12 protein-coding genes are annotated in these 14,163 nt (G+C 69.9%); 6 read left to right on the top strand and 6 right to left on the bottom strand.

What is annotated here, in order from left to right:
* Positions 1-49 precede the first annotated feature (49 nt).
* Positions 50-1,261: an aminotransferase family protein gene (locus HII36_RS18975; RefSeq protein ID WP_217369684.1), complete on the bottom strand. Its 1,212-nt coding sequence runs from the start codon at positions 1,259-1,261 to the stop codon at positions 50-52.
* 282 nt (positions 1,262-1,543) lie between these two features.
* Positions 1,544-3,052: an FAD-binding oxidoreductase gene (locus HII36_RS18970; RefSeq protein WP_173524544.1), complete on the bottom strand. Its 1,509-nt coding sequence runs from the start codon at positions 3,050-3,052 to the stop codon at positions 1,544-1,546.
* Positions 3,053-3,347: 295 nt separating this feature from the next.
* Between HII36_RS18970 and HII36_RS18960 the strand changes: the two genes are divergently transcribed.
* Positions 3,348-3,563 (top strand): hypothetical protein, encoded by a 216-nt coding sequence (locus HII36_RS18960; RefSeq protein ID WP_173524543.1) that lies wholly within the window; start codon positions 3,348-3,350, stop codon positions 3,561-3,563.
* 97 nt (positions 3,564-3,660) lie between these two features.
* Positions 3,661-4,032, top strand: a complete 372-nt coding sequence (locus HII36_RS18955; RefSeq protein WP_173524542.1) for a hypothetical protein — start codon at positions 3,661-3,663, stop codon at positions 4,030-4,032.
* Between the two features lie 109 nt (positions 4,033-4,141).
* Here the strand turns inward: HII36_RS18955 and HII36_RS18950 are convergent, their stop codons facing one another.
* Positions 4,142-4,519: a helix-turn-helix transcriptional regulator gene (locus tag HII36_RS18950; protein WP_173524541.1), complete on the bottom strand. Its 378-nt coding sequence runs from the start codon at positions 4,517-4,519 to the stop codon at positions 4,142-4,144.
* A gap of 255 nt (positions 4,520-4,774) precedes the next feature.
* Here HII36_RS18950 and HII36_RS18945 point away from each other — a divergent pair, with 255 nt between their 5' ends.
* Positions 4,775-5,143 carry an STAS domain-containing protein gene (locus HII36_RS18945; RefSeq protein WP_173524540.1) on the top strand — a complete coding sequence of 123 codons (369 nt, stop codon included), beginning with the start codon at positions 4,775-4,777 and terminating at the stop codon, positions 5,141-5,143.
* Positions 5,144-5,351: 208 nt separating this feature from the next.
* Complete coding sequence (locus HII36_RS18940) at positions 5,352-5,675, top strand: transposase (RefSeq protein WP_173524539.1); 324 nt, start codon at positions 5,352-5,354, stop codon at positions 5,673-5,675.
* Between the two features lie 320 nt (positions 5,676-5,995).
* Here the strand turns inward: HII36_RS18940 and HII36_RS18935 are convergent, their stop codons facing one another.
* The gene (locus tag HII36_RS18935; protein ID WP_173524538.1) at positions 5,996-9,514 is read right to left on the bottom strand and encodes a SpoIIE family protein phosphatase; all 3,519 of its coding nucleotides are present in this window, start codon (positions 9,512-9,514) and stop codon (positions 5,996-5,998) included.
* Here HII36_RS18935 and HII36_RS18930 point away from each other — a divergent pair.
* A complete protein-coding gene (locus HII36_RS18930; RefSeq protein WP_173524537.1) occupies positions 9,506-9,871 on the top strand; it encodes a helix-turn-helix transcriptional regulator in 366 nt (121 codons plus the stop codon). The genes HII36_RS18935 and HII36_RS18930 overlap by 9 nt on opposite strands.
* A 266-nt stretch (positions 9,872-10,137) precedes the next feature.
* Positions 10,138-11,013, top strand: coding sequence for an alpha/beta fold hydrolase (locus HII36_RS18925; protein WP_173522786.1), 876 nt, complete (start codon positions 10,138-10,140; stop codon positions 11,011-11,013).
* 120 nt (positions 11,014-11,133) lie between these two features.
* On the opposite strand, the gene HII36_RS18920 is transcribed toward HII36_RS18925, so the two are convergent.
* On the bottom strand, positions 11,134-13,701 hold the full coding sequence (locus HII36_RS18920) for a Tn3 family transposase (protein ID WP_173524536.1): 2,568 nt from the start codon (positions 13,699-13,701) through the stop codon (positions 11,134-11,136).
* 178 nt (positions 13,702-13,879) lie between these two features.
* A complete protein-coding gene (locus HII36_RS18915; RefSeq protein ID WP_173524535.1) occupies positions 13,880-14,152 on the bottom strand; it encodes a hypothetical protein in 273 nt (90 codons plus the stop codon).
* Between the last annotated feature and the right edge of the window lie 11 nt (positions 14,153-14,163).

Here is a 14,163-nt window from a genome sequence, read left to right as displayed (position 1 = left end):
GACATCCTCATACCGTTCTTCCTCCCGTCCGGCAGGGCTGGCGCGTCCGTCACCGCAGATTGGCGATCAGGAACGCGGTGATGCGTTCGGCCTGCTCATCGGTCAGCACCAGCGGCGGGGTGAGGACCACCCGGTCGCCGACTGGGCGCAGCAGGATCCCAGCCGCGATCGCCCGGGCCTTCAGGCCGGGCATCGGCTCAGTGAGCTCGATGGCCAGCATCAGCCCCGCTCCCCGCACCTCCGCCACGCGCGGCCGATCGGACAGCGCGCCCAGCTCGGCGAGCACGCGTGCGCCGAGTTCGGCGGCCCGCTCGATGAGGCCCTCGCCTTCGATGAGGTCGAGGTTGGCCAGCGCGACCGCGGCGGCCGCGGCGTGCCCGCCGAAGGTGAACAGGTGCATCAAAGGTTGGCCGCCCAGCATGTCCTGCACCCGGTCGGCGGCCAAGACCGCGCCCATGGGCACGTACCCGCTGGTCAGCGCCTTCGCGGTGACCAGCAGATCCGGGGCGAGGTCGAAGTGGGCGGCGGCGAACCAGGCGGCGCGGCCGTAGCCGGTCGCCACCTCATCGGTGATGAGCAGGATGCCGTGGCGGCGCAATACCTCCTGCACGCGCGGCCAGTAGCCGGGCGGAGGGGGGATCATCCCGGCCATGCCCATGATCGGCTCGGCGAGCAAGGCGGCGATCCGCCGCGCGCCGACCTCCTCGATGCTCTCTTCCAACTCGGCCACCAGCACGTCTGTGGCATTCGCGCCGAGCGGCCGGGCATGCGCGGGCGACAGGTGCACGAACCCCGGCGAGGGCGGCCCGAAACCGTGCTGGAACGCCGCGATGCCGCTGGCCCCCGGGGCGGCGCTGGTGGCTCCGTGATAGGCGCCGTGCCGGGTCAAGATCACCTGTCGGTCCGCTTCCCCCTGGTGGTGCCAGGCCAGCCGGGCGAGCTTGATGGCCGTCTCCACGCCCTCGCTGCCGCCGGAGGTGAACAACACCCGGCTCATCGCGGCAGGGCCGAGCTCGACCAGCCGGTCGGCCAGTCGCAGTGCCGCTTCGGTGGCGGCGCCCGCCAGCGGGAAGAAGGCCAGGGCGCGCATCTGCGCGGCGGCGGCCTCGGCGAGTTCGGCTCTGCCGTAGCCGACCGCGCACTGGCCGAGCCCGGCGGTGGTGTCCAGCAGTCGCCGGCCGGCCGTATCGATCAGGACGGCGCCGCGCCCACCGGCCAGCAGCAGCTCAGGGCGGGCTCCCATCGGCAAGAAGGGAGCCACCAGCCGGCAACCTTGAGCGGCGGGGCCGGGCCGCGGCGGCGGTGCCCCGCCTTGACATGCCGCGGGGTCGAAAGGCGCCGGCGGCGGCAGGGTGAAGGGCATGGCGTACCTCCTGGTCACACGAGACGTCGCGGTCGGGCTACCCGCAGCAGCGGATCAGTTAGATCACGCCCGGCTCGAGATGTCTTTGCCACGAGCGGGCTGGGGTTGAGTCGGCGCCGGGCCCCCTCTGTACGACCCTCTGCACGGCCCTCTGCACAGCTCTCTCTTCACGGCTCTTCTTCACGGTGCCGGGCTCATGACCGGATCGTCGCCTTGCGACACACTGGCCCCCGGGCCACACTCGGGCACAGCCGTGGCGGGTCCAAGGGCGGGCCCGGTGGCAGGTGAGGTGTAGCGGCCGGGCGCCAGCACGGCCGCCGGATCGAACGTCTCCTTCAACCGGCGCAGCACATCCGGCGGGCCGCCGGCGTCCATGTGATCGATGTCCAGCCGATACGGCCGCCAGCCCGCCTCGGCGAAGCGCTCGTGCAGCAGATCCAGCGCCTGATGCGCCGCCCCGGTGGCCGCTCGCGGGAAGCGGCAGGAGATCGCCAGGTCGATCACGTCGCAGGAGATCGCGTTCACCGTCGGCCGCCACCAGGTGCCGCTCTGTTCACCCACCTGGACGACAAGCTCATGCGCCCGGGCCACCGCGGCGCCGTGGAAGGGCAGCACCGGCAGGAAGAACAAGAAGCCGCGCGCTGGATTGGCGTCCACCCCCGCGGCGTCCGCGCCGAACATGTTCTGGATCGCCGGCTCGTTCAGGCTCGGGTCGCCGCCCAGGCAGCGGCGCAGCCGTTCGGCGAGCGGGTCATCACCCGGATCGGCGCACACGTCATTGAACAGCCTGCCGAGCCGGGCACGGCGCATCAGCAGCCGGGCGGCGGCCTCGGCCAGTTCCGCATCGCCGTCCACGCAGCAGTAGGCCCTGAACTCCGTGGTGCGCGGCCGCGGGTAGATCTTCAGCACGCCGCTGATCAGCCGCTGCTGCATGAGGTGGCGAAGTTCGTCCACGGCCGCCGCCAGCCGGGGCGCCTCGAACGCCAGCCGTACCAGGCGCAGCCCTTGCGGGCGGGGCAGCAGCCTGATCACCGCGGCGGTCACCACGCCGAAGTTCGACTGCGAGAACAGCGGCATCAGGCCGGGCCCCAGCTCCTGCCGGTACGGCACCAGCCGACCGGCCTCGTCCGGCCAGTTGCCCAGCCGCATCAGCCGCCCGCCGGCCAGCATCACCTCCAGCCCGGCCACGTCTTCACAGCGCTGCCTGCGCAGCCCCACCCCGCGCTCCAGCGCGTTGCCCACGACGCTGGTGTGCGCCGAGGAGGAGGTGACGTTCAGCATGTAGGGTGTGCCGTCCAGCCGGGCGGCCAGCGCGCCTTGGGTCACGCCCGGCTCCACCACCGCCGCGCCGACCCCCGTATCCAGATGGCGCACCCGCTGCAGGCGGCCAAGATCCAGCACCACCGCGCCGTCGGCGACCGGCTGGCGCGAGCCCAGCCCCCAGTTACGGCCGGTACTGATCGGATACAGAACCACTCCGGGCGGCACCGAGGCCACGATCTGCCGGACCTGCTCCACGGTGCCCGGCCGAAGCGTGGCCGCAACGTGCCGGGTCCGGAAACCCCCCACGTCGGTCCCCACGTCGGTCCCCACGTCGGCCTGCCCACCCCGCTGCGCTCCACCGGCCCTGGCCAGGCCGAGACCCAGCCGATGCTCCCATCCGCGCACCCAGTCCCCGCAATCCCCCATGCCCTGGCCTCTACCCGGCCGCACGCAGGAGCGATCACCAGCCTTCGGCAACCCCGCGTCCGCATCCGGCAAGGAACGTCGACCCATGCGACACGACCGGGCCGGCACGTGCGGCGGGACCGGCGATGACGGCGAGGTGATCCAGTGCCCGGGGGCCAGGACGGACTTGTAGTCGCGCAGGACCTCTTGGCCGCTGATCTGGGCGTAGACGAGTGCCATGGAGACCGAGGAGTGGCCGAGGACCTTCATGATGCTGTGCAACTTGGCGCCGCGTTCCGCGAGCTGGAGGCCGACGGTGTGCCGGAACCTGTGGCTTGCCGCCGGGGACGAGCCCGACCTGCAGGTCCACAGACGCCTGAGCGAGCTGCGGCCCGCGTTCGAGCGGTTCGGCTGCGGCCACTGGCTGGACTACTCGCTGCGGGCACTGGATCACCTCGCCGGCAACGCGTCCGGCACCCGGAACCTGATCGCTGAGACGTTCCTCGCGCAGAGCAGGAAGGACAGGGATTAGCGATCTCGCAGCCGGGCAGCACCGGGGGCCTGACCCCGGAGCCGGGCCAGGCAGGGGGCTGGGCCGTCCGCGGATACCGCGCAAGAGGGAGGCCGGCATGAGCCTCGATAGTGGGCGTCTGCACGAAGCGCGCCTGGATGCCCAGCGGGCCGCGGTGTGCTTGCGGGTGGTCCGAGCCCGTCTGCGCGGCCTGGCGCCGAGCCTGCCGGCCGGGCCGACCTCGAACGGCGCCGTCTTCTTCGGCCAGGACGCCGAGCCGGTGGCGCGCTGGTGCTGGCAGGGCCGGTGGCGCTGCCGCATCGCCTTGCTGCGCTCGGCTGAAGCTCATGAGCGGGCCGTCCGCCAGCACGAGCGGCGCGCCGAAGAGGACCCGGCCGGGGCGGGCGAGCATCTGGCGCTGGCCGCGTTGCACCGCCGGGCGGCCGCCCGCGACCGTAAGGCCGCCTCCGCGACAGCCGTCTACCTGTGACGCCGCCCGGCAGGCAGTCCCGGCCAGCGCGCCGGCACGCAGCGCAGGCAGCGCGTCCGGCCAGCAGGCGCACGGAAATCAGGCGCACCGGAATCAGGCGCACCGGCCATCAGGGATCGCCGGTGTCGGTCAGGAAGCGGATCAGCGCGCGGATCGGCAGCCCGGCCTCGGTCGGGTAGCGCAAGGGCCGATCGAGGTCGACGCGGTAGTGGTTGCGGCGGCCGACCCGCTCGCGGGTCAGGTAGCCGGCCTCCTGCAGGTCGGTGACGATGGTCTGGATCGCGCGTTCGGTGATGCCCACCGCGGCGGCGATGTCGCGCATCCGCGCTTGCGGGTTGCGGGCGATCTGCGCAAGCACGCGGGCGTGATGGGTGAGGAAGGTCCACCCGCGTGAGCGCTCCCCCACCCCGTGCACGGGGGTGTCGCGTTCGCTGCGCCGCGGCGCGCCCGGGCCTTCGGGCTGGGCGGGGGGTCCGTTTCGTGCCATCACGAACAATCTTAAACGAACCTGCTTTCCTGTAACAGGATTCGGGATTACACTCGGGAGTGACGGGCACCCCGCCGTCGCCGTTCCTCCCGCTGCATGTCGCGACCCCGCGCGCCGAAGGCGCGCCCCCCACCTCTCCCGATCTTTCCCGGGTCTCCGCGGCTGAGCCTGGTCGGCCGAGCCGACCGCTCTGAGCCGACTGGTCTGAGCCGACTGGTCTGAGCCGACTGGTCTGAGCCGCGTGCAGGAGCCGTCATGAAGCTGACCGTCCGACCGTTGAGGCAGGCCGCGCTGATCATCGTGGACGGCGAGGTGGACACCACCAACAGCGCCGAGTGGGAGAAGGGCATCGACGGGGCCCGACGGCGGCTGAGCGACCATCTGATCTTCGACGTCACCGGCCTGTCCTTCCTGGACAGCAGCGGCCTGTCGGTGCTGCTGGCCGCCGCCGTCCTGGCCGAGGCCCACGGCGCCAGGGTGCACCTGGCCGGGCTGCAGCCGAGGGTGGCCCGGCTGCTGGAGCTCACCGGAACCGTGCGGGTGATGTCCATCCACGATCATGTGGATCAGGCGCTGGCCGCCGTCGAACGCGTCCGCGGCCCCGCATCCATCGAGCCCGCCTAGCCTTCCCCGCTGGCATCCCCGTTCGAAGATCGCAGGCCATGGAGTGGTCGCTTGCTGTTCGTCACCCTCGAAGCCGGTTGGCCGGCCATGAGCCTTTCGTCGCGCGATGAGGAGGCGAATGATGGCAACCGCGGTGTCTGAGTCTTCCCGCCGAGCAGTGGACACCCTCTGACCAGCCCTGATGAAGGGCCCGGAAGGGTGAGCACATATGGTGATGAAGGTCTATTCACCGGAGTTAAAGACCGACGCTGTCGCGTTGCATCACTCCGACTCGGACCTGACCACCGTGCAGGCCTCACGTGATCGGGGGATCAACCCCGAGACACTGCGCAACTGGCTGCGCGACGACCGCGCGAACGGCATCGGCACCGTTCCGACCAGGAAGACCGTGACCGGCACCATCCCGGGCGACAAGCCCACCCTCGAACAGTTGCAAGAGCGCATCGACGCGCTGGAGTCCGAGCTGAAGGCCGTGCGCAGGCCCCGCTGTAGTCCCCGGGAAATTTCAACGGATTTGCCTGACCTGCATTGATGCTGACTGGTTCCGTTTGTTGATCACTTCCGCTACGGTTCGTACGGTCCTGACCGGGCTCGATGTCGACCCGGATGTTCTGCGAGGCCACGTTTGGTGATGAGCCTGGACAGCGCATTGCGGATGATTGCGGGACTGCGCGGAGACCAGGGGCTGCGGCATGCTCCCGGATTCCGTCCAGCAGGGCCGGCAGCGGTTGTGACAGGTCGTTGCCCAGTCCGGTCCATGTGTAGCCCCTCCCTGGAGCGGCGTCGCAGGGGCCACGGTGCGTTCGATCAGGCTCTTGCCCCTACCCGGCCAGGAGAACCGTGTGGCCCACGTCAGCGCGAACGTTGAGTGTGATGCATGGCAAGCAGGGCTATGTCATCGTCGGACGAGCCGGTCACCATGGCCGTCATGGCGGTGCCACAGACCGCGGCGGCGTCGTGGTCACGCTGTCCGGACAGGGCCTCGCACAGCTGGTTCAGCCGGTCGCCGAGGAGCTGGTCGCGGGACTCGACGAGGCCGTCGGTGTAGAGCAGCAAGGTGGAGCCGGGCGGCAGGGTGAAGTCCTGGCTGCTGTAGTCGTAGGCGGCGTCCACGCCCAGGGCCAAGCCGTGGTAGATGGGCAGCAGGCTGACGGGGCCGGTGGCGGGCACGAGCAGGGGTGGTAGGTGGCCTGCGTTGGCCATCTGCAGGTGGCGGCTGGCCGGATCGAACAGGGCGTAACACATGGTGGTGAACTGGCGCTGGCCGCTGCCGTCGAGGAAGGTGTTGAGCCGTTCCAGCAGCGGGGCGGCGGGAATGCCCTCCAGCGCGTAGGCGCGGATGACGGTGCGCAGTTGGCCCATGAGGGCGGCGGCCTGCACGCCACGGCCCATCACGTCGCCGATGGTCAGCGCGAGGCGGCCATCCGGCAGCACCAGGGCGTCATACCAGTCGCCGCCGACCTTGCTGCCAGCGGCACCCGCTACGTAGCGGCTGGCCAGGTCGATGCCGTTGACGGCGGGCAGTGCGGCCGGCAGCAGCGAGCGCTGCAGGTGCAGGGCGATGCGGTGTTCGCGGCGGTAGCGGGCCGCGTTGTCCAGGGCGAGGGCGGCGCGGTTGACCAGGTCAGCCAGGAAGGGGCGGTCCGCAGGATGGGAGGCGGCCGGAGTGGGATCGGCCAGGATGACGGTGCCGATGATGCGATCGTGGTGGCCCAGCGCCAGCGCCAGCTGTCCGGTCTGCGGCAGCCCGTCGGCTGCCAGCGGCCGTCGCAGCGCCGTGGCGTCGAGGGCGTCGTCGGCGGAAACATGCAAGAGCAGCGGCAGGGCGGCCGGTTCGTCGTGCAGCCAGACCGCGCACCCGCGGGCGTAGCTGGGCACGAGGTTGTCGGAAAGGATCCGGCCGATGCGGGCGGGGTCCAGGCTGCTGTTGAGCTGCTGGGTGACGTGGGACAGGACCTGGATGCGCTCGGCCGCCCGCCGACGCTGGCGTGCGGTGTTCAGGTGGGTGCGGACGCGGGCGATGAGTTCGGCGGCGGTGAAGGGTTTGATCAGGTAGTCGTCGGCCCCGGCGTCCAGGCCTTCGAGGGTGGCTTCCTGACCGGCCCGCGCCGACACCATGATCACGGGAAGGTGTCGGGTGGCATCGGCGGCGCGCAACGCCTTGAGCAGGCCGAAACCATCCAGGTGCGGCATCATCACGTCGGTGAGGACCAGTTCGGGCGCGGCGCGGCCGACGACCTTCAGTGCGGCCCGCCCGTCGGAGACGACCTGCACCCGCCAGTGCGGCGCCAGAGTACGCACCAGGTGCTCGCGCATGTCGGCGTTGTCGTCCACGATCAAGACCTCGGCGGGTTGCTCTTCTGGGGCCGTCGGGGCTGGTGGCGCCCAGCTCAGCGCCTCTTGCAGGTAGGCGGCCGAGCGCTCGGGCCCGGGTGAGGGGCTCGCCGCGGCGGCGGTCGCAGCGGTGGTGCCGTAGGGCAGCAGCATGGTGAAGGTGGTGCCGACGTCGGTGGTGCTGTCGACCTCGATCGTGCCGCCGTGCCGCTGGATGAGCTCGTGCACGAGGGACAGGCCGATGCCGCTGCCTTCCTCGCTGCGCGCGCGTGTGCCGGCGACGCGGTGGAAACGGTCGAACAGTCGCGCCAGCTCCTGGCTGGGGATGCCGACGCCGGTGTCGCTCACGCGGACCCGCGCCCAGTCGCCGGCGTGGTCGACGGTGACGGTGATCTCACCGTCCAGGGTGAACTTGAAGGCGTTGGACAGCAGATTGAGGATGATTTTCTCCCACATCTCCGCATCCACCGGGACCGGCCGGGGAAGGGGGCGGCAGTCCACCGTCAGCCGCAGCCCGCCGCGCTCCACCGCCGTCTGGAACAGGCTCGCCAGTTCGGCGGTCATCGCGCCCAGGTCGACGGGCTCGAGCCGGGGATGCAACGGCCCGGCTTCGGCGCGGGAGAAATCCAGCAGCGTGTTGACGAGCTTGAGCAGCCGCAGCGCGTTGCGGCGGCTCATCTCCACCAGCTCGCGGTCGGCAGGCCGTGGGCCGGCCGGGTCAGCCAGGACGTCGTCGAGCGGGCCGAGCATGAGCGTGAGCGGGGTGCGAAACTCGTGGCTGATGTTGGAGAAGAACGTCGTCTTGGCCTGATTCAGCGCGGCCAGCTGCTCGGTGCGGCGGCGTTCGGCGGCCCGCGCGGTGGCATCAGCGATCGCGGCGGAGATCTGCGCGGCGGCGATCCGCAGGAAGGCGCGCACATCCTCGGCGGCCGCCTGGCCGCCTGGCGTACCAGCGACCAGCACTCCCGCGGGCTGTTCGCCTGTCGCCCCGGCGATCGGCAGCAGCACAGCCCCGGCCGGCGGATCGAAGCCCTCCCGGGCCAGGGCGTCCAACTCCTCGCCGGAACAGGCGACCTCGATCTCACCCGCCAGCGTCGCAGCCAGCGGCCACGGGCAGACCTCCTCGGCGGAAACCTGCAGGCGCAGCGCTGGTGGGCTCAGCCCGCCACCGGGCGCCAGTCCAGAGCTACCGGCCAGCCGAGCGTGCTGCCCGTCCTCATCGAGCAGGTACAGCAGCGCGAACGGCACGTCGTTGGTGTTACGGGCGAACACCTGGGCCGCGTGCGCGCATGCGTCCGCGGCGGCATCGACCGTGGCGGTGCGTTCGCCGAGCGCGCGCAAGGTGGCCAGGCGGCGTGCGCTGATGACCTGTTGGGTGGTTTCGGTGACGGCGCAGAACACTCCGCCGACGCCGCCTGTCTCATCACGGATGGGGCTGAAGGAGAAGGTGAAGTAGCACTCTTCCGGAAAACCGGACCGGTGCAGGATCAGCAGCAGGTCATCGGAGTAGGTGGCCCGCCCGCGATGCAGGACCTGGCTGAGCATGGGTTCGATCACGTCCCAGATCTCCGCCCAGCACTCGTGGGCGGGCCGACCGAGGGCCCAGGGGTGCTTGGTCGCCAGAATGGGTGCATAGGCGTCGTTGTAGAGCACCGTCAGGTCCGGGCCCCAATAGATGATCATGGGGAATCGTGAGGTGAGGCAGATGCTGACCGAGCTGCGCAGGCTCTGCGGCCAGGTGTGCACCGCGCCCAGCGGGGTCTCCTCCCAGACATGGTCGCGCATGATCGCGCCCATGGTGCCGCCGGTCGCGAAGGTGGCTTCCATCCCCGATCGAAGATCAGCATTCATGTCATACCCGCTTCCAGCCGGTCTGCGGCGCGGCAGAATCCCGCCCGGCTGGCGCCGGCCGACGGGGTCCGGCGCATCATCGTAACCCTGACATTCGTTACATGAAATACTCTTCAGCATGAGCAGGCGTCCGTCAGCAGCCGACAGCCGTCCCGTCAGGCCGAAAGCGTGAACATCGTGAGCCATGCGCCCCAGCCCGACCTCGAGACTCCCGCCTGGACCTTTCTCACCCACCACGCCCGCGTGCTGCTGGAGATCGCCCGCGACCCCGAGGTGCGGCTGCGCCAGATCGCGGGTGGGATCGGCATCACCGAGCGCAGGGTCCAGACGATCGTCAATGACCTCCATGAGGCCGGCTACCTGTCGCGCGAACGGATCGGCCGCCACAACCGCTACCACCTCAACCTCGACCGGCCCTTCCGCCACCACCCCGCCGAAGCCAGCATGCCGGTGCGCTGCCTGATCGACGCATTCACCGACCGCGACCGGACCGCCGGACCGCCTCCAGGTACAGGTTCGCGTACCGAGACGGAACCCAGGTAGGAGGTTGCGAGCGCGCGTCCTTCCGAGTCGCCTTTCTCGCCCTGGGTGAGGGCCGGAAGGGCGCCAGCGGAAGGCGCCCCGCGTACCGATCCCGGCAGGGGGTGGGCGTAGTGCGCTGGGGCGTTCACGAGTGCAGTTGAGCTTGCAGAACACCGGGCTTTGAAGATAGCTTCCCAGCACGGAGGTGATCGTTTCCCGCAGGGCTGTGGCTGGAGGCTGGCGGTGGGAGGCGAAGAATTGTCGGTTGCTCATGACAGTCTGGACCGATGCCCGCAACGATCTCAGGCTTCGATGAACACACGGTCCGGGTGGACGGTCTTGACCTCCATGTGACTTCGGGTGGAGAGGGACCGCCGCTGCTATTGCTTCACGGCTTCCCGCAGACCCATCTGACCTGGCGGCATGTCGCTCCCGCGCTGGCAGACCGCTTCCGCGTCATATGCCCCGACTTGCCCGGTTACGGGGCCAGCGCCAAGCCAGAGGGTGGCCACGAGCAATACGCCAAGCGTGTGACCGCGGCGACCATGGTGGCGCTGATGCGACATCTCGGCCACGAACGCTTCAGCCTGGTCGGCCATGATCGCGGAGCGCTGGTCGCCTTCCGTGCCGCGTTGGACCACCCCGACGCCATCGATCACCTCGGTGTGATCGACGTCATCCCTACCGTCGACATGTGGGAGTCACTGACGGGCGTGGGTGGCGTCTTCGGTTTCCATCTGTATTTCCTCGCGCAGCTCAACGACCTGCCCGAGCGGATGATCGGCGCTGCCCCAGACACGTTCTTCGGCTACTTCCTCGATGCCTGGGCCGAGGCCGGCACGTTCGACGCCGAGGTCCGTGAGGCATACCTGGCCGCAACGCGTAATCCGGAAACGATCCACGCCATTTGCCAGGACTACCGGGCCAGCGCCTTCGCCGATGCGGCCCACGACAGCGAGGATCGGCAGGCCGGCCGGCGCGTCAAGGTCCCTACCCTGGCGATCTGGCAGGACCCCGGCGACATGGTGTTGCCGTTCGACCCCTCGGCGGTCTGGCACGGCTGGGCGCCGAATGTCCGCACCCTGATGCTGCCGGGTGGACACTTTCTGCCGGAGACCCAACCTGCCGCCGTCACCGCGGCGATCAGGAACCTGATCAGTTAATCCCGAAGAGCGGCCGAAGGGCGGCAGAACGTAGCGGCAGTGATCATCGACCCGCCACAGGCGGTCAAGCACTTCTGTTATCGCAGGTCAGAGGCTACTTCGTTGGAAATTTCTTCATTGCTACCGGGACCCCTCCCAGTGATCGTTGATGAGGCCGATGTTCACCCGGGTTTTGATCATGGTGTTGAGACGGCCGTAGAAGGCGGCAGGGTCGGCCCGGTACAGGGTGGCGCTGCCTACGTCGGCCAGGCGCGGGGAGAACTGCCAGCCCAGCAGCCGGAAGACGCCGAAGGCCAGCTCCGAGGCACCGGCGGTGTCCGAGACGATCTCGGTGGGCCGCAGCGAGGTCTCCTGTTCCAGCAGGCCTTCCAGGATGTAGTACCAGTCCTTGGGGGTGCCGGGGATGACGATGCCATGAAAGCCGGTGAACTGGTCGGAGGTGAAGTTGTAGAAGGTGACGCCGCGCGCGCCCTTGCCCTTGCCGAAGTACTTGGTGTTCGGCCCGGCGTTGATGGTCTTGACCGGGACGACGAAGCGCAGCCCGTCGGCCGAAGCCAGCTCGCCGCCGCCCCAGGTCTGCACGATCTCCTGCTGCGCGTGGTAGTCGACCAAGGAGGCGTTGGCGGCCGTCAGCGTGGCGGCGCGGATGTAGTTCTGCTCGGCCCAAAACAGCCGGTCCAGAGCGAGCGCGGGCTCGTGCTCGCTGGCCATGGGCCGCATCCCGACATTCATGGCCTGGGCGACCAAGACGGCGGCGATCGACTTGACCATGTCCTCCTTCTTGGAAGGCATCTCGCCGGACACGTGGGTGAAGGCGTCCAGGCAGCCGGTCCACGAATGCACTTCCAGCAGCACTTCGGGCAGGTCGACGACGGGCATGCGGGCATCGACGTCGGCGCGCAGCGCGGTCAGTGAGGCGGGTTCGTCCAGCGCCTCCAGCCCGGTCAGCACCAGGTGGTCCTTGCCCTCGGGAGACTTTTCGATGCGCAGCCACTCATTGCGTGCCGAATCCGGGCCCGACTCCTCGCCCGACAGGCCCGCGGCGAGCTGCTTGTAGGCGAAGTCCAGGGTGCGCGCCCACCGCTGCGTGTCGGCGCCCGGCTCGGCCGACAGGCCCAGGTCGCGGCACACCTTGGCGCGGGCTTTGTCCCACGCCGGTCCGGCCAGCAGCCCGGCGGTGGGGTCGCCCCACTTGGGCAGGCCGGGTACGAACACCTCGTGGCGGCGCAGGCACTCGCGCAGCCGCTCGACGGTGGCCACCGTGTAGGCCAGCGTGTTGACCTGGCCGGCCTTCTCCCCCCGCTTGGGGAAGACCCGGCGGTGCCAGGCCGAACTCAGGTGCGCCGACGGCACCTCCTCCGGGCGTACGGGGCTGCGGCGCCGCTCCAGGCTTTTCAGGAAGTCGATCGCCTCCAGCAGCTCAAAGCCGCGGCGCGCGCCCGCTCCCGCGCTGGAGCGCTCAGCCTCGGCTGTGCCGGCGTGGAAGTCGATGACCTTCAACAGCTTCGACAGAAACCGGCGCATGGTGGTGTAGCGCTGCAGCAGCTGGTCGTGGAAGTCCTCATCGGGTTCCTGCGCGAGCTCGCCGATGGTGTCGGCCGCGGCATGGATGGCCGGCAGATCCATGCCGTCCAGCGCGGCCCGCACGTCGCCGTCCGGGTCGGCGGCCACGTCCCGGATCGCCAGCCACACCTCGCGCAACACGATCGCGGCGGTGTCCAGGTCCTTAAGCGTGCGCAGCCGTTCCTTGCCCGCCCTGAACGCCGAGGTGCGCAGCATGTCGCCCATCGCCAGGTCGAACACCTCGATGGCCTCATCGGCCGAGACCGGCTCCATCACCGCGGCGAACGCGACCAGGGTGGCCAGCTTGCGATCCCCGGCCAGGCCCGCGACCGCCTTGGCCCGGGCAGCCTTGGCGAAGCGAGCCAGCGCGGCGACCTTCCCGGCCGGGACAGCCGACAGATCCCACGCTGAGGCGCCCAGGCCGCGCAGCTCCACATGCCGCTCCAGCGCCTTGCCCACCCCGGTACCGGACACGTCGGTGGGGCTCTTGCGCAGCCGGTCCAGCCCCGAGATCCGCCGCCCCTCGGCCACCGTGACCAGCTGCTCCAGCGCGCCCTTCTGCCCCGGGCTGGGCAGAGCGGCGAGGATCTTGTACTGGCGCAATGCGACCCGCTCGCGGATCTCCGAAATCATCCGCTCCACCGTGCTCACCCCAGGCAGCAAGATCTTCGCCTCGACCAGGCGGTGGGTGAGAAGGTCCAGCAGCACGATCGGGCGTTCGTTGTTCGACCAGGCGCGCCGGTAGATCCAGCATGCCAGCGCGAACGCGTGCTCCTCGAACACCTCAAAGCCGTAGGCTTCACGGATCTGCTTTTGGTGATCCCAGCGCGCCTCCTTCTCCCCATACCCCTTGAGCACGGAGGAGTCCAGGCCGAGCTGCTCGGCGACATAGTCGACCACCACCGTCGGCATGTCCTCCGGATCGGGCAGGAAGCAGTTCAAGAACCGAGCCGTTCCGAGCTGGACGGCGTAGCCGAGCTGGTTGCGGGCGCCGTTGGCCGCCATCGCCCGCCGCCGATCAGCGGCCTCCAGATGGAAGAACCCGCCCAGCTGGGTGAGGTCGGGGGCCTCGTTGAACCTGCCCCACCTGCTGCGCTGGTCCTCGGTGAGGAAGTTGACCGGCATCACAAACTCCCGACGCTCGTGGGCCAGGCCGGGTCGCCGGCCCGCCATCAGCCGAAAGTGTGACATCCGGATGATCTTCGGGATGTCCGGCCAGAGCGAATCCGCGATATCGATCATGAAACGTGATGATCGCCCCGGCTCTGGCAGGGCGAGGCCTTCATGGTCTCCCCAGCGAGGTTCAGGCGCGCCCCGGAGCGGGCGTCGGCTCGGCCAGCGTCCGCCGTACCTGCTCGTGCGACATCCCCAGATGCCGGCCGATCCGGCGCAGCCCCCACCCCTCATCCCGCGCATCGGCCATCGCCTGCGCCGAGGCCGTCGCTACCACGCCCTCCAGCATCACCCGCAACTCCGCCAGCCTGGCCAACCTGATCGCCGGCGCCACCCCCACCAACTCCGCACAGAACCGCTCAACATCTGCCCGGACGAACGCGACACCCTCAGACTCCGCCATCGGGCAAGACT

This window comes from Nonomuraea antri (genome assembly GCF_013283785.1).
Classification (GTDB): domain Bacteria; phylum Actinomycetota; class Actinomycetes; order Streptosporangiales; family Streptosporangiaceae; genus Nonomuraea; species Nonomuraea antri.
This window is presented reverse-complemented; position numbering and strand designations above follow the sequence as displayed.

Bases quoted from the DNA above. Each gene is read 5' to 3' on its own strand.
- HII36_RS18970 (WP_173524544.1), bottom strand. From the start codon at position 3,052: ATGGGGGATTGCGGGGACTGGGTGCGCGGATGGGAGCATCGGCTGGGT.
- HII36_RS18955 (WP_173524542.1), top strand. From the start codon at position 3,661: ATGAGCCTCGATAGTGGGCGTCTGCACGAAGCGCGCCTGGATGCCCAG.
- HII36_RS18950 (WP_173524541.1), bottom strand. From the start codon at position 4,519: ATGGCACGAAACGGACCCCCCGCCCAGCCCGAAGGCCCGGGCGCGCCG.
- HII36_RS18945 (WP_173524540.1), top strand. From the start codon at position 4,775: ATGAAGCTGACCGTCCGACCGTTGAGGCAGGCCGCGCTGATCATCGTG.
- HII36_RS18940 (WP_173524539.1), top strand. From the start codon at position 5,352: ATGGTGATGAAGGTCTATTCACCGGAGTTAAAGACCGACGCTGTCGCG.
- HII36_RS18935 (WP_173524538.1), bottom strand. From the start codon at position 9,514: ATGGCTCACGATGTTCACGCTTTCGGCCTGACGGGACGGCTGTCGGCT.
- HII36_RS18925 (WP_173522786.1), top strand. From the start codon at position 10,138: ATGCCCGCAACGATCTCAGGCTTCGATGAACACACGGTCCGGGTGGAC.
- HII36_RS18920 (WP_173524536.1), bottom strand. From the start codon at position 13,701: ATGCCGGTCAACTTCCTCACCGAGGACCAGCGCAGCAGGTGGGGCAGG.
- HII36_RS18915 (WP_173524535.1), bottom strand. From the start codon at position 14,152: ATGGCGGAGTCTGAGGGTGTCGCGTTCGTCCGGGCAGATGTTGAGCGG.